This window comes from Moraxella nasibovis (assembly GCF_029581575.1).
Taxonomy (GTDB): Bacteria; Pseudomonadota; Gammaproteobacteria; order Pseudomonadales; family Moraxellaceae; genus Moraxella; species Moraxella nasibovis.
The window spans coordinates 121,432-138,843 of record NZ_CP089975.1 but is presented as its reverse complement, the minus strand read 5'-3'; the positions used below and the strand labels follow the sequence as shown (position 1 = coordinate 138,843).

Genomic DNA, 17,412 nt, shown 5'->3' with positions numbered 1-17,412 from the left:
TTATCTTTTTTGACTTTCGTTCGTCTTTTTTATTAAGGCATTTTTGTGTTTGACCTACAAGGCTACGGCCCAATTTTACTCAAAGGCACTTGGCTGACCATTCAGCTAGGCATTGTCAGCCTGCTTGTCGGGCTGGTGCTTGGCTTATTAGGTGCTGCCGCCAAGCTGTCTGGCGTTTGGATTTTACAAAGAATCGCTGACATCTACACCACAGTCGTGCGTGGCGTGCCTGAATTGCTCATGGTGTTTTTTATCTATTTTGGTGGCGATGCACTTTTGCAATTCATCGCCAGTCAAATCGGCTATGCTGGTCGCACCGACATGAGCAGATTTTGGGCGGGTGTGGCGGCATTATCCATCATGTTTGGGGCGTATGCCACCGAAGTGTTTCGCATGGCGGTTGAAGACATTCCAAAAGGTCAATGGGAAGCGGCACAAAGTCTGGGCATGCGTCCGATTCAGACCATCAGACGCATCATTTTACCACAGATGTGGCTGGTCGCCCTACCCGGTCTTGGCAATTTGACCTTGGTGCTGTTAAAAGACACCGCCCTTGTGTCGCTCATCGGCTTACAAGATCTGATGTACTACGCTGGTCGTGCTGCCCAAAGCACCCAAAAGCCTTTTACTTTCTACATCGTGGCAGCACTTGTCTATCTGGCATTGACGACTGTCGTTACGCTACTGATGACGCATTTTGAATGGCGTGCCAATCCAGCAGCTCGCTACGCCAAAGCACTGGCGAAAAGCAAAGGGGGTCAGGCATGAATCTTAATTGGCAAGCGGTCATTGATCAGCTCCCCACCATGCTAAAAGCGTCCGTCATCACCATTGAGCTGGTGGTGGCATCGTGCGTGTTGGGGCTGATTTTGGGCGTGATTTTAGGGCTTTTGCGTTCGTCTCGTCACTGGTGGATTAAGGCGCTGCCCTTTGCGTACATTTTTTTCTTTCGTGGTACGCCACTACTGATTCAGATTTTCTTGATTTATCAGGGTTTAGGGCAGTTTGAATTCATCAAACAAAGCGTTCTATGGGAGCCAGTTTTCAAGCAAGCCTACTGGTGTGCCATCATCGCCTTTACCCTAAATACCGCCGCCTACATCGCCGAGATCGTGCGTGGGGCAATCGCCGCCATTCCAAAGGGTGAGCTGGAAGCGGCAGACGCCATCGGTATGTCAAAATCCCAAAAAATCCGCCGTATCATGCTCCCCAGAGCCTTTGGCATCATGATTCCTGCTTATAGCAACGAAGTCATCTTTATCCTAAAAGGCAGTGCTTTGGCAGCGTCCATGACTCTAGCAGAGCTGACCTATACCGCCAAGAATCTGGGCGCCAAAAACTACCTGCACATTGAGATGTATGTCGCAGCTGGCGTGATTTATCTGATTTTGGCGTGGATTATTATGATTGGTTTTAGACTTTTTGAAAACCACATCAATAAGCACAAACGCTATGTACCGCCAACCACCTAAATCCAAGCATAAAAAAGAGCACTCAAAACGCTCTTTTTATTTTTACCAATTTAACTTACAATCCAAAGCGTAGGGGCAAAAAATCTTTCGCCCCCATTTTAAGATCACACAAACAACTCATTGATCTTGCGTTCATCAAATTGATAAGACTCTCCGCAAAACCCACAATCAAGAGCAAGCACGCCACCGTGTGCATCTAGAGCGTTGAGTGCCTCTTCGTGTCCTAATTGTAAAATCGCCCCTTCGCTTTTTTCTGCCGAGCAAGTACAACCAAACGCAAGCTCGCTCGCCTCTGGGATCGCCACTTCTTCTTCGTGATACAGTCGGTATAAAATCTCGTCGGCATGAAGTTCGGTCAGCTCATCTGCCTTGATCGTGCCAGTCAAAGCACTCATACGCTCCCACAGGTCTGGGTCGTTTTCACGATCCTCGTCCGTCTGTGGTAATAATTGCACCAAAATACCGCCAGCCACTTCATCGCTGGTGGCAAGTTTGAGTAGCGTTGGAATCTGTGCAGATTGCTTTTGATAATGCGCCAAACACTCCGCCAAATCATCGCTCACACGCTCCACGATGCCCTGATACGCCTCGCCTCGCTCTGGGTGGATACTGATGAACAGCACGCCCTGACCAAGTTTGGCGAACGCCTGACGGCTGGTGGTCGCAGTTTGCCAGTCATCGGTATGTTTAAAGCCTGCCAACGCACGCACTTGCCCTGTATGGTCACACTCTGCCATCGCCCACGACAAAGGGGAATCTTCGTCCGATGATTGTAATTGCACCGACAATCTGCCATTGATTTTTAAAGTGCCGATGAGCAGACTTGCCGCCACCAACATTTCGCCAAGCAGGGCTTTGATGGCGGTCGGATACTCTTTTTTGGCGATGACGGTCTGATAAGCATCCGTCAGGCGTACCACATCGCCACGCACAGGCGAATTTTCAATAAAAAAACGCTGGCGATATTGTTCTGGGTGCTGAAAATTGGTCATGTCGGTCATGATGATACTTCTTTTGTTGGATAAGTTGTTGGCTAAATGGGGGCGGTTTGGCAAATTGCAAACTGTAAAAGCAAATTTTCAGGGTAGCGCTGCCCACCATCAAACCGCCAAACAATGCACGACCAAACCACCCCATGAGTGTACATTTGTGCTATAATAAACCATTGACAATGACAAACCAAAAGGATCACTCATGACAGCGACAGACGGGCATACAGCATGGCAAAAATTCATCTGCCAAGCTTGCGGACACATCTATGATGAGGCGATGGGCGATGGCACTTTGCCTGTTGGCACTCGCCTTGATGACATCGATGAAGGCTGGGGCTGCCCTGTGTGTGGCGCCAGTAAAGACGGCTTTGAGCTGTGCGAGCAGACGACCCATGCCAAGGGCGACCATACCAATAAAGCAGGCATTGTCGTCATTGGCGCAGGCTTGGCAGGTTGGAGTGTGGTGGATGCGCTGCGCGCCATTGATAAAGACATCGCCATCACGCTCATCACCGCCGATGATGCCGACCGCTACCACAAGCCCATGCTGTCGGTCGCCATCAGCGGACAAAAGACGCCTGATGATCTGATACGCAGCACAGGCAGGGACGCTGCGCACGCCGCCAATATCCGCCTACTTGCCGATACTTGGGTTCGGGATATCGATGCGGTGGCAAAGCAGGTGCATACCACGCATGGCGACATCCCTTATGATGATTTGGTGCTTGCCATCGGTGCCAATCCCATCTATCCGCCCAGCATTGACCGTGCGATGGCATGGCACATCAACCACTTACAGCCCTTTGCTAAGCTACAAGCCCGCCTAAACGACAGCAAAAAACACCTTGCCATCATCGGTGCTGGCATGGTCGGCACAGAGTTTGCTGAGGACTTGATCCGTGCAGGACACAAGGTGAGCCTGATTGATGCCAACACACGCCCTTTAAGTGCGCTTTTGCCAAAGGTGGCAAGCGATCGCATTTTGGCTGCCATCACGGCTTTGGGTGTGGATTTTATTGGCAATGCGCTGGTGCAGTCGGTTGAGCGTACCGCTGATGGATACAGCATACAAATGCAAGACGGCACAAGCAAGCAAATGCACACGCTCATGGTCGATGACATCGTCATGGCAACTGGTCTTATGGTCGATGAGCATCTGCCTGCCAGTGCTGGCATAGACTTTGACAGACGCACAGGCATCGCTGTCCATCCAACCACTCTCCAAACCAGCGCACCACACATCTACGCCATCGGCGACTGTATCAGCATCGAGGGCGTGCCTTGTCGCTATGTCGCCCCGCATCGAGCCCAAGCTGCCGCCATCGCAGGTCACATTTTGCAAGGCGTGGGCGATTATGAACACAAAGCACCCATGATTCGCCTAAAAAATAAATGCATCACTGTAACCGCCAATGGTCTGCCACACGCCGAAGGTGACTGGCGCATCGACAAAGACGACCCAGAAGAGCTGTCTTTATCCATGTACCAAGATGGGCAAGTCATCGCCAAAGCCTTACTAAAAACACCGTCCAAGCAGGCAACTTGATCGCTTGGTGGGATTTTTGTAATTTTTTGGGCTTGGCAATTCATCTTGGCGCAAAATTTGACTATAATAAACCATTCGCCTAACGATTTGGGGCGGATTTATACCAAACGAATGGTAAAGTTGCTACAAACTGGGTGGTTATGTAGGGTGGGTAAAGCCTGCCATTTTTAGCATAAGCCATTGAATTTGTTGGGTTTTTCTTTGCTCAACCCAACCTACCAAAATCACATAGGTAATTTTATCATTCACTTGGCATGTCTTTAACTTGTTAAATTTTTTGATACTAAGGAACTCATCATGTGCGGTATCGTCGGTGGCATTCGTAAGCATGCCAATATTGTAGATTTTTTGACAGACGGTCTAAAACGCTTAGAATATCGTGGCTATGACTCATCTGGCATCGCTGTATATAGCGAAGAAGAAAACAAAATCAAGCGAGTGCGCCGTGTTGGTCGTGTCGCCAACATGGAAGAGGCCGCCAAAGCCAAAGGTCTGACGGGACACATCGGCATCGGTCACACTCGCTGGGCGACACATGGCGGCGTCACCGAGCCGAACGCTCATCCGCACATTTCAGGCGGTACGATTGCCGTGGTGCATAACGGCATCATCGAAAACTTTGAAGCAGAGCGCACTCGCTTGCAGGGCTTGGGTTTTGAATTTGAATCACAAACCGACACCGAGGTCATCGCCCACAGCATCCACCATGAATACAGCCAAAACGGTAACCATCTATACCGTGCTGTGCAGACCGCCTGCTCTCGCTTTCATGGTGCTTATGCCATCGCCGTCATCACCCCTGAGGACCCTACGCAGATGGTGGTGGCTCGCATGGGCTGCCCGCTACTCATCGGCTTTGGCGAAGACGAAGTATTCATCGCCTCTGATGTGTCGGCGGTGGTGTCATTCACCCGTCAAGTTACCTATCTAGAAGATGGCGACATCGCTGTGTTGACCGCAGAGGGCATCGACACCTTGATCGACAAAGACGGCAACACCCCACAGCGTCAAGTCAAGACCTCTCAGCTGTCGCTTGCCAGCCTTGAACTTGGTCCGTACAGCCATTTCATGCAAAAAGAAATCAACGAGCAGCCTCGTGCGGTCGCTGATACGGCAGAGATTTTCTTGGACGGTGGCTTTGTGCCAGAAAACTTTGGCGAAGACGCCCCTGAGATTTTCAAAAAAATCAACAGCATCAAAATCCTAGCTTGCGGCACTTCTTATTATGCCGCTTTGACAGGCAAATATTGGCTAGAATCCATCGCTAAAATCCGCTGTGATGTGGAAATTGCCAGCGAATACCGCTACCGTGATGTCATCGCCGACGAAAACGAGCTGATCATCACCATCAGCCAATCAGGCGAAACGCTGGACACGATGGAGGCATTAAAATTTTCCCAAGAGCAAGGACACAAGTACAGCCTGTCCATCTGTAATGTGATGGAGTCTGCCCTACCCAGAAACAGCACGCTTGCCATCTACACCCGTGCTGGGGCAGAGATTGGCGTGGCAAGCACCAAGGCTTTCACCACGCAGCTTGTGATTTTGTTTGGCTTGGCGGTCACTTTGGGTGCATCTCGTGGTTTTGTTGATGAAGCGGCGCTTGAAAATTATGGCGAAGATTTGCGTCAGCTGCCGGGTAGCATCCAGCACGCCCTAAACTTAGAGCCGCAAATCGCCACATGGGCGCAGAAATTTGCCACCAAGCCGTCAGCGCTGTTCTTGGGTCGTGGCATCCACTACCCGATCGCCCTAGAAGGTGCCTTAAAATTAAAAGAGCTGACCTACATTCACGCCGAAGCTTATCCTGCGGGCGAGCTTAAACACGGTCCTTTGGCGCTGGTCGATGAAAATATGCCCGTAGTCGTCATTGCACCTAACGACAAGCTGCTTGATAAGGTCAAAGCCAACATGCAAGAAGTCGGCGCGCGTGGCGGCGAGCTGTTCGTGCTGACCGACCTTGACAGCGACTATGCCGAGACCGAAGGTGTGCATGTGATTCGTACGCCGCGCCATGTCGGGGTGTTGTCTCCCATCGTGCATACCATCGCCGTGCAAATTTTGTCCTACCATGTCGCCTTGGTGCGTGGCACGGATGTGGATAAGCCTAGAAACTTGGCAAAATCTGTCACGGTGGAATAATTTCCCCCAACCAAAAAAAGGACGAGCGATGCGTTCGTCCTTTTTTATTACGCCTGTTATGATCGGCAAGTCCGTAGGTTGGGTTGAGTGAAACGAAACCCAACAAATTCAATGAGTTATGATATAAATGTGGGGTTTCACATTTGCTCATCCCCACCTGCCGTGCTTTTTGGGTTGGGTGTGTTAACGGATTGGGTGTTGAAGGATGTCATGCACAATATTAGCCAAGGTTATATCCTAAAGCCAGTTTTCGGCAATCACTATCATACTGCCAATATGCACTCACAAAAAGCATAGAACCCTCCGCTGTTTTTTCATTAGTTATGGCTAAAGTATACTCTTGGTAGCAAAACTCTTTTTTATATAAGATGTTATTGCCATCCGCAGGCTCGGACTGATGATTGGGCGTCCAAAATCCCTGATTTTCAACTTCTTTTAAAATATCCTGTAATGTTCTTTCTGATGGATTTTTATATTTATGTGTTGCACTTGCACTAGATCCGTATTTACGAAACAGGTCTTGTTGATCGATGGGTTGGATGGTTGTCTGTGTAATAGGTTTAAGTAAAAGTGCCATCTCTTCAGCCTGTGGCGTGCTTTGACGAGCGAGTTGTTCATTATAAATTTTAGGATATTTATCTTCCAGTGCTTTTTGTTGAGGGTAGTTGTAGTATTGCAACACAGCAAAAATTAGTACACATATAATAACCAACCCCTCACGCAGATGACCAAAAAACAGGCTGGCTGACTTTTTATTCGTCCCGTCCATTTCTTAATTTCCTTTTTAGTGTATGGCTTGGGCTCTGGTTGCGAAACCCAACAATTTCAATGCATTATACTAAAGATGGCAGGCTTTGCCCACCCTACACGACTGTTTTATGATTCATACCAGCCAAATGACAAAACCACAAAATCATAGGATTTAATCAGCCATGCTCACCACCGCACTGATCGGCAGATGGTCGGACAGATTTGCCCACGGCGTGCCTGTATGGACAGTGGCGTGATGAACTTTTAGATTGCGCACATAAATGCGATCAAGGCTCAAAACAGGCAGTTTGGCAGGATAGGTGGCAGGATACACGCCGTGCAGGTGATGAAACACCTCTGTCATGCCAAGCGCCTCCAAAATCTTGGTGGATTTTTTGGTCCAGTCATTAAAATCGCCCGCCAAAATCAAAGGCGCATCTTGATCGATCGTGCCGTCGATGTAGTCGATGATGGCTTGATATTGCTTGACTCTGTCCATGTGTAGCAAATTAAGATGGGCGCACAAGACCACCACAGGACAGCCCCACCCTTCAGGATAAATCTCGCAGTGCAGCACGCCTCGCTGTTCTAGACGATTGACCGTGATATTAACATTATGCTTAGGGTCAAGCGGGTGGCGAGACAGCACCGCATTGCCATGATGCCCGTACTCATACTGGGCGTTTTTGCCATAGGTGTCGGCATAAGCCAAATACTCGCCAAACCACTCATGCTGCGACTGCTCGGGATATTCATTGAAAGCGACAGCTCGTTTGAGATTTTGCCCTTGCACTTCTTGTAGGCACAGCACATCAGGGTTGATGGCTTTGAGCGCCTCTGCCATGCCGCCCAATTTGACCGCACGGTTTAGGGGCGACATGCCTTTATGGATGTTGTAGGTGGTGATGGTGATGGGATTCATGAAATTTTGTCGTGTTGCAAATTGCGTCATTGTAGCATGATTTTTGGCACTTGGCATGGCAAAAATCCTGCCATCTCATTGCAAAATCCCACGCTCGCCCTTATAATTTTTAGCAGCTTCATTCATTTTGCATTTTAGACAGGATAACAACATGAGCATTGATTTTTATAGCCCAGACTTTGACGAGCGTTTACGCTTGGTGGATTTTGGCAAAACCACGCCACAGACACTCACCCAACAAACCCAAGCCGCCCTAGACACCGCCCATGCTTTTTTAGATGACATTGAAAATGGCAAAGCAGACGGCACCGCCCTACACATCATTGATGAATTTGACCGCCTAAGCCACGCCATTCATCGTCCTTTTGGGGTGTTGTCGCACCTAAACAGCGTGATGAATAGCGATGAGATTCGCCACGCCCATCACGAAATTTTGCCAAAATTAAGCGAGTTTGGCGTGCGTGTCGGTCAATCCAAAGCCCTATACGAGCTGTACAAATCACTCGAACACACGCTAGACAGCACAGACATCGCTCGCATTCGTGCGGTCAAATTGGCACTACAAAGTTTTGATTTGTCAGGGGTGGGTTTGCCTGACGATAAGAAAAAAGCCTTTGCCGACATTCAAAGCGAGCTGTCCCTACTGTCCGCCAAATTCTCAGATAATGTACTGGATGCAACGGGAGCATTTGCCCTGCCACTGACCGAAGCACAGCTGGACGGCATTACCCCAAGCGGTCTTGCCCTATTAAAAGCAGCAGGCGACAATTACAAAGCCAAACACCCAAACGCCACGCTCCCCACCGACTATGTGGCGACCCTAGACATTCCGATGTATCTGGCGGTCATGCAATACGCCACCGACCGCACCTTGCGTGAGACACTCTACCACGCCTACAACACTCGTGCGTCTGGCGAGATGACCTTCACTGGCGAAAAAGACGGACAGCCCAGCCGTTTTGACAACAGCGACACCATGGCACGCATTTTAAAACTACGCACCGACAAGGCGAAACTCTTAGGCTTTGACGACTACACCCAAGTGTCGCTCGCCACCAAAATGGCGGATAGCCATGACGAGATTGAGAAATTTTTATTAAATCTTGCGGACAAAGCTCGCCCATTTGCCAAAGCAGACTTGGCAGAAGTTGAACAATTTGCCAAAACGCTCGGTATCGATGAAGTCAAGCCGTGGGACATTCCTTTCATCAGCGAAAAACTACAAAACGAAAAATACAGCCTAGACAGCGAAGCGATTCGCGCTTATTTTCCTGTGCCTGTGGTGTTAGATGGCCTATTTGACATCATTGATACGCTGTTTGGCGTGCGTTTTGTCGCAAAAGACGCTCCCGTTTGGCACAAAGACGCCCAATTTTATGAAGTGCATGGTAAAGACGGCTTGATTGGCGGGGCATATATTGACCTGTATGCCCGCTCTGGCAAATCTGGCGGTGCGTGGCTGTCGGATTTTCAAGGCAAACATACCAGCCTAAACGGACAAGAGACTCTGCCTGTGTGCTTTGTGGTGGGCAATTTCTCGCCTGCGGTTGATGGCAAGCCAAGCCTGCTGACGCATGATGAAGTGCTGACTTTATTCCATGAGTTTGGTCATGCCCTGCACCATCTTTTGACCAAAGTTACCATCAGCGATGTCTCTGGCATCAATGGCGTGGAGTGGGACGCAGTGGAGCTGCCCAGTCAGTTCATGGAAAATTTTGCTTGGGACAAGGCAGGCATTGCCAAAATCAGCCGTCATGTCGAGACAGGCGATGCCCTACCTGATGATAAATTGACCGCCATGCTGAGTGCAAAAAATTTCCAATCGGGATTACAAGCCCTACGCCAGATTGAATTTGGCGTGTTTGATTTACGCATTCATGCGGGCAATTTTGAGCGTTACGAAGAGATTTTGGACACCCAAAACCAAGTCCGCCAAGCGGTCGCCGTCATCACACCGCCTGCCAACAACCGCTTTGCCAACAGCTTTTCGCACATTTTTGCTGGCGGTTATGCGTCAGGTTATTATTCTTATAAATGGGCAGAGCTGTTGTCGGCGGACGCATTTGGCGTATTTGAAGAGCATGCCGATGGCGTGGGTGTGCTAAACCCTGCCATCGGACAAAGATTTTATGACAATATCCTAGCGATGGGTGGCTCTCGTACCGCCAAAGAAAACTTCATCGCCTTTGCTGGGCGTGAAGCAAAAATTGACGCTCTGCTCCGCCACAGCGGTTTTGGAGATGCTTGATGCGTTATCAATCCAATCGCCCAAAACGCCAATTTCTGGCAGGGGTTGCTTGCCCAAAATGCAAAAAAATGGACGCCGTCGTGCAGATTCAGGTGTTTGAGCCTGCCTTTGATGAGTGGATTGAATGCACCGCCTGCGACCACAGCGAACGCCGCCCCACCATGGATGAGACCGCCATCATGCGTCAAACGGACGGCTACGGCGATGGTGGCGTGGGCGTGGTAAAATTTAAATAAGCGAGTAAAATCATGAACTTACACGACATAAGAGAAGATTATAGCAAGCAAGAATTAGACAGCTTGCACTGCCATGACAATCCCCTTGAACAGTTTAAGATTTGGCTAAACGACGCAATGACCGCCAAAGTCAATGAACCAACCGCCATGAACATCGCCACCGTTGATGCCAATGGTCGCCCCAGTAGCCGTATGGTGCTATTAAAAGAAGTCAATGACGATGGCTTTGTGTTTTTTAGCAATTATGACAGCCGCAAAGGGCAGGCACTGGCGGTCAATCCCTACATCAGCATCACATTTTTTTGGGCGGAATTAGAACGGCAAGTGCGGATTGAAGGCGTGGTAGAAAAATTAGACGAACGCTCATCGGACGAATACTTTGACAGCCGCCCTTACACCAGCCGTATCGGCGCATGGGCAAGCGAACAAAGCCAAGTCATCGCCGACAAATCGGTCATCGTCAAGCGAGCCGCCATGTTCGGCATCAAGCACCCTTTGCATGTACCACGCCCACCGCACTGGGGTGGCTATCTGGTGCGAGCGGATAAGGTGGAGTTTTGGCAAGGTCGCCCATCTCGTCTACACGACCGCATTCGCTATCGCTTAGATGGCGATGAGTGGGTGGTAGAGCGCTTGGCTCCTTGATGTCAATAAAAACCAGATAAACCAGTTTTTCTAGTTTTTGTGTTTTGAAAATATCATCAACTTGGTTGCTGATATTTTGCCAACCAAGCCCAAATATTTAATACAGTAGGGGCGAAAAATATTTCGCCCCTACGGTCTGTGCCGATTTTGTAAATTCTACAAATACATGCTTGATTGAACTGACTGTATTGTCAATCCACTCAAAAAATAAAAAGAGCGAAATCACTTCCGCCCTTTTTATTTAGCCCAGTCATCGTTTAGACTTACCAAATTTACGCTTGGCGCTCATCTGCTCGATCGCCGTCTCGATGTCACCCTCATCCAGACTTGCCGTATGACGCAAAAGCTGCATCATGTCAGGCGTGAGTACAAATTTGGCGTTTTGGGCGATGTTATCAATGCGTTCATCAAAAATCAGCGCACCCGTCTCTTCTTCGACCTGCACATAATCTAGGCGTTTTAGCGTCTCAATAAAACTTGTGAATAACGCCTTGTCAAACATGTCTGGCAAATCATCGGCATACAGCACAGAGACCCTCTGACCCAGCACATGGCAAAGATTCACCACCTGCTCGGCGGTCAGACGGCGACTGCCCTGCTCGGACAAGAGTGCCAACGCCATAAAATATCGCTCCAAGCTCTGCTGAGCGGCACTGGCAAGCACCAGCAGCTGCTGATAGCTGTCCGAATTGGTCTCAGGTGCACCCAGCACGCCATCGCCCAGATCGACGACCACGCCCTCATCGATGAGCACGCCCAGCGTCTTATCGATGAGCTTATCGACATTTCTAAGCGCAATGTTCAAAAACAGCTCCGCTTGCAAAAACGGATACATGAGCATCGTGATGGCATCGAGCGTGGCACGGTTAATGCGTCCATTTCGCTGCACCAAAGACGACAAAAAGCTTGCCATGATAAACACATGCAAAATGTTATTTTTAAAATAGCTGAGCATCGGTGCTTGCTTGTCCGCCACACGAATCATGTCACCCAAGATGTGCGGTGTGCGCTCGATGAGTTTTAGCTGCTCGCCGTACGCCAAGATGTCCTTTGGTGGCAGGTCGGTGATGTGCGTGTCGGCATCATAAGGCAGCGCTCGTGCGATGCGCTGATACAAAGCAATCTGCTCTAAGCACTGCGCCTCATCCAAGGCTGCCTTTGGCGTGGAGAGTAGCACCAGTGCCAAGAGCGACACAGGATTGACCACAGCGGTCTTGTTGATGTTTTGTAGGACTTTGACGCCCAAGTTTTGCACCATGGCGTGCGTGTTGTTGATGTTGGTGGCGCTGTTGTCTTTGGGATTGACGGCAAATTTTGCCATAAAATCGTCCAAATACAAAGGCTCACCAAACGACAAATGCACCGTACCAAAAATCCTTTCAATCTTGCGAGCGGTCTTTAAAATACCGAGCCAGTTTTCCGACTCTTTTGGCTTACCTTTTAGCTCACCCACATAAGTCGCCCCCTCCATGATACGCTCGTAGCTGATGTAGGTCGGGATAAAGACCACAGGCTTGGCAGGCTCACGCAGATGGCTATTGACCGTCATCGCCAGCATTCCTAGCTTGGGTGGCAATAATCTCCCCGAACGAGAGCGACCGCCTTCGATGAAGTACTCCATCGGAGCCGCCCTTTGCATGAGATTGTGCACATATTCTTTAAATACTGTGGCGTACAGCGCATTGCCCTTAAAGCTGCGGCGCATGAAAAATGCCCCGCCATTTCTCAAAAGCTCGCCAAGCACAGGAATGTTCAGATTATCGCCAGCGGCGATGTGCGGAATGCGCAAGCCTCGCTTATAAATCACATAAGACAGCAGCAGATAATCCATGTGGCTGCGATGGCACGGCACATAGACAATCTGATAATCAGGGGCAAGCGCACGCACTCGCTCAAAGTTGCGCACCTCAACACCGTCATACAGACGAGTCCACAGCCAAGTCAAGAAATGATCAAAAAATCTTAACACCGAATGCGAATAATCACTCACAATCTCACCCACATAGCCTGCCGCCTCTTTTTTGACAACATTGATTGGCTTGCCAGTCTCTCTGGACTCTTTTTCGATGGCGGCTTGTACCACAGGCGATGATAAAATCTTGCCTGCCTCATTGCGGCGATCGGACAAATCAGGACCGACGATGCTGGTGCGCTGCTTATCCAAGAAGCCTTTGAGACGCAGATGAATGGTGCGTGACAGACGCTCATCAACACCGACTTTGGCATCTTTGATGAGCGCCTGCAAAGACTTCACCTCAGAAAATCTCAAAAAGGTATCTCGCCCCATCACACCGATATTAAACAGCTGCTTGGGAATGCTTGGCGAGCGCCACTCGTCCGCCATCAAAAGACGCAGCATCGATTCTTCTTTGTCAGGGGCACGCCCCCAAAGAATCGTTACAGGGATGAGATTGACATCCATGTCTGGATTGTCCAAGCACGCCTGTACGAGGCGTTCTAGGCGTGGAGAGACGCTCACCTCTCGCTCTTTGTTGCGTCCTTTTAAAAAAATCATCGCCGATGACTCATCAAGCCCATGCGTCTCAATCTTGGCTAGGGCGGACGGCAAGTCCAGCTCATCGGTCATCATACCCACAAGCAAGCTGTTTGAGCGAGAATAATCACGAATCACATAGAAAGTCGGATGTTCGTTGTCGATCGATGGCGCATCGCCAATGATGGTCGGCTTGACCGCCAGTGACAAGCCCTTAGCAGACATGCGGCGATATGTGCTAAGCTCCGCCGTCTGCTGCAAATTCCCCACTTTATCTGCCGCCTTGTCAGCAGGGCTTTGGGTGTCATTGCTTGATAATACAGCCTCCGAGCGAGCGGGTTTTTTATTTAAGCCCAGAAAGCCGGTCAGTTTTGAAGTGGGAAGTTTGATCATGGCGCGCTTTAAATAGTCCAAAAATTGTCTCATTTTATCATCTTTTTAGGTTTTAGCCACCAAAAATACAGTTAAGCTGAATGATTTGTGCCATTTAATGTCTTTTTGGGCTAATTTTGCCACCAAGGCAAAGCAAATCGTACACTTTATCCCCAATTCGCCCATCAAATATTGACAATCTAAAAATACGGTTAGATAATAACCAGCATTCACACCAACCAATCAGCACAATCATGACTCATATTTTTGCCAAAAGCGACGACCCAAGAGACCTAACCGCCGACCTACTGCACACACTAACCTTAGAGCAGACCGCCCCTGATGTGTTTTGTGGTCCCAGCTTTGATTATGTCGGACCCCGCATCTTTGGCGGGCAAGTGTTGGCGCAGGCGCTGATGGCAGGGGCAAAGACTTTGGAGCATGACAAACCGTGTCATTCTTTGCATGGCTATTTTTTGCGTGGCGGCGACATTCGCTACCCTGTGTACTATCAAGTGCGCCGCCTGCGTGATGGTCGCAGCCTGTCGGCACGAGAAGTGACTGCGGTGCAGTATGTGCCAGATGAGACAGGCAAGACGAGCGAGCAGGTGATTTTTTCGATGATTGCGTCATTTTCGCCGATGGAAGGCGGTCTTGATTATCAAGAGACGATGCCTGATTATCCAGCGCCAGAGACGCTCAAAAATGAGCAAGAACTCAAAACCGAGCAAGTCATGCAAGTGCCAGACGCACTTAAAGCCCGTTTCATGCGCAAGCGTCATGTAGAAATCAAGCCCATCGCACCACGAGACCCCATCACGCCCAAGCCCATGTCGCCACGCCAAGCCAACTGGCTGCGCATCGAGACGCTTGGCGAGCAGCCTGTCGCCATTCATCAAGCGCTCTTGGCGTTTGCGTCTGATTTTTATTTGGTGGGTACAGGACTCATGAGTCACGGGCTAAGCTACCTAAGTCGTGGGCTACAAGTCGCCAGCATCGACCATTCCATGCACTTTCATCGCCCCTTTGACATCGGCGAGTGGCTGCTGTATGACATGTGGAGCGACACCACCAGCCACGCCAAAGGCTTAAATCATGGACAGTTTTGGCAAGATGGCAAGCTTGTCGCCACCACCCAACAAGAAGGCTTGATGCGCCTGTCCGCCAAAGCCTAATGCTCACCATTGGCTGATTATTATGTTAAAGCGCACCGTTTTCATCCTGCTGACTGCCCTGCTTGCCGCCTGCGACATCACCAAAGATGAGCAAGACGCCGCTCTAAGCAATAAGCAAATCGCCAAGCTATTGCCAAGCCATGTCGCCAATAAAGACTCGTGGGCAGCCGACATGGCGCAAATCTTTGATCAGCTTAAACTGCCAAAAACCACCCAAAACATCTGCACCGCTGTCGCCGTCATCGACCAAGAGTCCAATTTTCATGCCGACCCTGCCGTGCCAAATCTGGGGACAGCATCTTTAAAAGCCATCGATGAAAAGCTTGAAGAAAAATTTGGCAAAACACTCGCCAAGACTTTCCGAAACATGCTTGAAACCAAGCCCACCAAGGACAACAGCTTTATCAAGCAAATCAAAAAAGTCAAGACCGAGCGAGAGCTTGACGAGCTGTACCAAGAGATATTTGATTATTTTACCAGCACCTACAAGGTTTCAGGGCTTGCACACATCACCAAGCTGACAGGCGCAGGCATTGATGAGCGGGTCAATCCCATCACCACCCTAGGCTCGATGCAGGTACACATCGACTACGCACGGGCGCACCGCCGAACCAACATGAGCGATCGTGCGCTGCGTGCCGATCTGTACAGCCAGTACGGCGGGCTTTATTATGGCATTCACAGGCTCATGATGTACAAGGCAGACTACGACAAGCCTTTGTATCGCTTTGCTGATTATAATTCGGGCATGTATTCAAGCCGAAATGCCGCCTTCCAGCAGCGAGTGAGCAGCCTGACTGGCGAAAAACTTGCCATCGACGGCGACCTACTTTTGTACAATGACGGCAGCCCATTGACCAAAAAAAGCCGAAGCGAATCTGCCTTGATTAAGCTGCTTGCCACCGCCCCTACGCCTGTGAGCGAGCGACAAATTCGAGCCGACCTAAAAAAAGAAAAAAGCCGAGACTTTGAAGCCACGCAGACTTATCGTGCCGTCAGCGAGCTGTTTAAGAAAAAATACAAAAAAGACCCCGCTTATGCCATCATGCCACAAGTGGTCATCTCAGGACCTAAGCTGAGCCGTGATTATGACACCAACTGGTTTGCCACTCGTGTCGATAAACGCTACCAAACCTGCATGGCAACCGCCAAAAAACGCAAGATTAAATAGGGCATGAGACTACGCATCACTTGTGTCCATAAAACGTTCTGCCCAGCGTCTTAATACTTTTGATGAATTGTGTGATAAAATGACCCAAAAAGGAAAAAGGAGATGATGATGCGATTTCTTGACACCCTAAAATTCAACGACGACGGACTGATTCCTGCCATCGCCCAAGACCGAGACACAGGGCAAATTTTGATGATGGCATGGCAAAATAAAGAAGCTCTTGAACTGACCGTAAAAACTGGCACAGGCGTATATTTTAGTCGCTCTCGTGGCAAATTATGGCACAAAGGCGAAACCAGCGGACACACCCAAATCGTCCATGACATCTACACCGACTGCGATGCCGATGTCATCACGCTCATCATCACTCAAATCGGCGGTATCGCTTGCCACACAGGACGCAAAAGCTGTTTTTATCAAAAGCTTAATATGGCAAATCTGACTTGGGAGCCGTCCGAAGATGTCATCAAAAATCCCGAAGACATTTACGGTAGTCAAAACCATAAAGACAAAAGCCACGCCGCACACTCGCCATCAAGCACAGCAAAAGCCACGCCAAACCAAGTGCTGACTGAGCTTGATGCCATCTTAAACGAACGCAAAAATGCCGACAAAGACAACTCTTATGTGGCAAGTCTTTATCACAAAGGTCTGAACAAAATCCTAGAAAAAGTAGGCGAAGAGACGACCGAAGCCATCATCGCCGCCAAAGAATTACAGCTGGTGCGAAGTCTTAACCAAGACGACAGCGACGCCAAAGCCGACCTTGTGTATGAAGTGGCAGATGTGTGGTTTCACAGCCTTGTGGCGTTGTCGCATTTGGGGCTATCTAGCGAAGAGGTGCTTGGCGAGCTGGCACGACGGTTTGGCTTGTCGGGCATTGATGAGAAAAACGCTCGCCCACACTAAAAGCTGGGGCAAGACGAGCAAAGTTGTGTTAAAATAGACGAATGTATCAAGCAGTTAAGTATTAGGGGTGAAATATGGGCAGTTTTTCAATCACGCATTGGTTGATTTTATTGGTGGTGGTGGTCGTCATTTTTGGCACTTCTAAGCTCAAAAATGCAGGCAAAGACTTAGGCTCTGCGGTCAAAGGCTTTAAAGATGCCGTCAAAGAAGACGACAAGCCTGTCAAAGTCATCGGCGAAAACGCAGAAGGCAAAACCGTCGTCGCCGAAGTCAAAGAAATCAAAAACGACAAAGCCGACGCTTGATTTGACGATATTGAATCATCTTAATGTCGCCAT

General features: G+C 49.4%; 15 protein-coding genes. 11 read left to right on the top strand and 4 right to left on the bottom strand.

Translation table 11 applies throughout. The features are described 5' to 3' along the window. The first annotated feature begins 45 nt into the window (after positions 1-45). Both LU290_RS00605 and LU290_RS00600 read left to right on the top strand, forming a co-directional pair. Positions 46-768, top strand: a complete 723-nt coding sequence (locus tag LU290_RS00605; RefSeq protein ID WP_277808658.1) for an ABC transporter permease — start codon at positions 46-48, stop codon at positions 766-768. Then, on the top strand, positions 765-1,472 hold the full coding sequence (locus LU290_RS00600) for an ABC transporter permease (RefSeq protein ID WP_277808657.1): 708 nt from the start codon (positions 765-767) through the stop codon (positions 1,470-1,472). Before LU290_RS00605 ends, LU290_RS00600 begins: the two co-directional genes overlap by 4 nt. A gap of 104 nt (positions 1,473-1,576) precedes the next feature. Here the strand turns inward: LU290_RS00600 and hslO are convergent, their stop codons facing one another. Then, complete coding sequence (gene hslO / locus LU290_RS00595; protein ID WP_277808656.1) at positions 1,577-2,473, bottom strand: Hsp33 family molecular chaperone HslO; 897 nt, start codon at positions 2,471-2,473, stop codon at positions 1,577-1,579. Between the two features lie 193 nt (positions 2,474-2,666). Here hslO and LU290_RS00590 point away from each other — a divergent pair, with 193 nt between their 5' ends. Next, positions 2,667-4,010: an FAD-dependent oxidoreductase gene (locus LU290_RS00590; RefSeq protein WP_277808655.1), complete on the top strand. Its 1,344-nt coding sequence runs from the start codon at positions 2,667-2,669 to the stop codon at positions 4,008-4,010. 297 nt (positions 4,011-4,307) lie between these two features. Next, on the top strand, positions 4,308-6,152 hold the full coding sequence (gene glmS, locus LU290_RS00585) for a glutamine--fructose-6-phosphate transaminase (isomerizing) (protein ID WP_277808654.1): 1,845 nt from the start codon (positions 4,308-4,310) through the stop codon (positions 6,150-6,152). A gap of 220 nt (positions 6,153-6,372) precedes the next feature. Here glmS and LU290_RS00580 read toward each other — a convergent pair whose 3' ends face one another. Both LU290_RS00580 and LU290_RS00575 read right to left on the bottom strand, forming a co-directional pair. Continuing rightward, complete coding sequence (locus tag LU290_RS00580; protein ID WP_277808653.1) at positions 6,373-6,921, bottom strand: hypothetical protein; 549 nt, start codon at positions 6,919-6,921, stop codon at positions 6,373-6,375. 153 nt (positions 6,922-7,074) lie between these two features. Then, positions 7,075-7,824, bottom strand: a complete 750-nt coding sequence (locus LU290_RS00575) for an endonuclease/exonuclease/phosphatase family protein (protein ID WP_277808652.1) — start codon at positions 7,822-7,824, stop codon at positions 7,075-7,077. Between the two features lie 151 nt (positions 7,825-7,975). Here LU290_RS00575 and LU290_RS00570 point away from each other — a divergent pair, with 151 nt between their 5' ends. Genes LU290_RS00570 through pdxH form a run of 3 tightly spaced genes read left to right on the top strand, consistent with a single transcriptional unit; the run spans position 7,976 to position 10,953 of the window. Next, on the top strand, positions 7,976-10,072 hold the full coding sequence (locus LU290_RS00570; RefSeq protein ID WP_277808651.1) for a M3 family metallopeptidase: 2,097 nt from the start codon (positions 7,976-7,978) through the stop codon (positions 10,070-10,072). Further along, positions 10,072-10,308 carry a YheV family putative metal-binding protein gene (locus tag LU290_RS00565; protein WP_277808650.1) on the top strand — a complete coding sequence of 79 codons (237 nt, stop codon included), beginning with the start codon at positions 10,072-10,074 and terminating at the stop codon, positions 10,306-10,308. Before LU290_RS00570 ends, LU290_RS00565 begins: the two co-directional genes overlap by 1 nt. A gap of 12 nt (positions 10,309-10,320) precedes the next feature. Beyond that, positions 10,321-10,953 (top strand): pyridoxamine 5'-phosphate oxidase, encoded by a 633-nt coding sequence (pdxH, locus tag LU290_RS00560; protein WP_277808649.1) that lies wholly within the window; start codon positions 10,321-10,323, stop codon positions 10,951-10,953. 250 nt (positions 10,954-11,203) lie between these two features. Here pdxH and plsB read toward each other — a convergent pair whose 3' ends face one another. Further along, positions 11,204-13,873, bottom strand: coding sequence for a glycerol-3-phosphate 1-O-acyltransferase PlsB (plsB, locus tag LU290_RS00555; RefSeq protein ID WP_277808648.1), 2,670 nt, complete (start codon positions 13,871-13,873; stop codon positions 11,204-11,206). A 200-nt stretch (positions 13,874-14,073) separates the two neighbouring features. On the opposite strand from plsB, the gene LU290_RS00550 reads away from it, so the two are divergent. From LU290_RS00550 to tatA, 4 genes are all read left to right on the top strand, one after another. Next, positions 14,074-14,994, top strand: a complete 921-nt coding sequence (locus tag LU290_RS00550) for an acyl-CoA thioesterase (protein WP_277808647.1) — start codon at positions 14,074-14,076, stop codon at positions 14,992-14,994. A gap of 22 nt (positions 14,995-15,016) precedes the next feature. Further along, entirely contained in the window at positions 15,017-16,165 is a 1,149-nt protein-coding gene (locus LU290_RS00545; RefSeq protein WP_277808646.1) for a DUF1615 domain-containing protein, read from the top strand. A 108-nt stretch (positions 16,166-16,273) separates the two neighbouring features. Beyond that, a complete protein-coding gene (gene hisIE, locus LU290_RS00540) occupies positions 16,274-17,074 on the top strand; it encodes a bifunctional phosphoribosyl-AMP cyclohydrolase/phosphoribosyl-ATP diphosphatase HisIE (protein WP_370688548.1) in 801 nt (266 codons plus the stop codon). Between the two features lie 74 nt (positions 17,075-17,148). After that, the gene (gene tatA / locus LU290_RS00535; RefSeq protein WP_277808644.1) at positions 17,149-17,379 is read left to right on the top strand and encodes a Sec-independent protein translocase subunit TatA; all 231 of its coding nucleotides are present in this window, start codon (positions 17,149-17,151) and stop codon (positions 17,377-17,379) included. Positions 17,380-17,412: the final 33 nt, after the last annotated feature.

Coding starts and splice junctions, on each gene's coding strand:
- LU290_RS00600 (WP_277808657.1), top strand. CDS start 765: ATGAATCTTAATTGGCAAGCGGTCATTGATCAGCTCCCCACCATGCTA.
- hslO (WP_277808656.1), bottom strand. CDS start 2,473: ATGACCGACATGACCAATTTTCAGCACCCAGAACAATATCGCCAGCGT.
- LU290_RS00590 (WP_277808655.1), top strand. CDS start 2,667: ATGACAGCGACAGACGGGCATACAGCATGGCAAAAATTCATCTGCCAA.
- glmS (WP_277808654.1), top strand. CDS start 4,308: ATGTGCGGTATCGTCGGTGGCATTCGTAAGCATGCCAATATTGTAGAT.
- LU290_RS00580 (WP_277808653.1), bottom strand. CDS start 6,921: ATGGACGGGACGAATAAAAAGTCAGCCAGCCTGTTTTTTGGTCATCTG.
- LU290_RS00575 (WP_277808652.1), bottom strand. CDS start 7,824: ATGAATCCCATCACCATCACCACCTACAACATCCATAAAGGCATGTCG.
- LU290_RS00570 (WP_277808651.1), top strand. CDS start 7,976: ATGAGCATTGATTTTTATAGCCCAGACTTTGACGAGCGTTTACGCTTG.
- LU290_RS00565 (WP_277808650.1), top strand. CDS start 10,072: ATGCGTTATCAATCCAATCGCCCAAAACGCCAATTTCTGGCAGGGGTT.
- pdxH (WP_277808649.1), top strand. CDS start 10,321: ATGAACTTACACGACATAAGAGAAGATTATAGCAAGCAAGAATTAGAC.
- plsB (WP_277808648.1), bottom strand. CDS start 13,873: ATGAGACAATTTTTGGACTATTTAAAGCGCGCCATGATCAAACTTCCC.
- LU290_RS00550 (WP_277808647.1), top strand. CDS start 14,074: ATGACTCATATTTTTGCCAAAAGCGACGACCCAAGAGACCTAACCGCC.
- LU290_RS00545 (WP_277808646.1), top strand. CDS start 15,017: ATGTTAAAGCGCACCGTTTTCATCCTGCTGACTGCCCTGCTTGCCGCC.
- hisIE (WP_370688548.1), top strand. CDS start 16,274: ATGCGATTTCTTGACACCCTAAAATTCAACGACGACGGACTGATTCCT.
- tatA (WP_277808644.1), top strand. CDS start 17,149: ATGGGCAGTTTTTCAATCACGCATTGGTTGATTTTATTGGTGGTGGTG.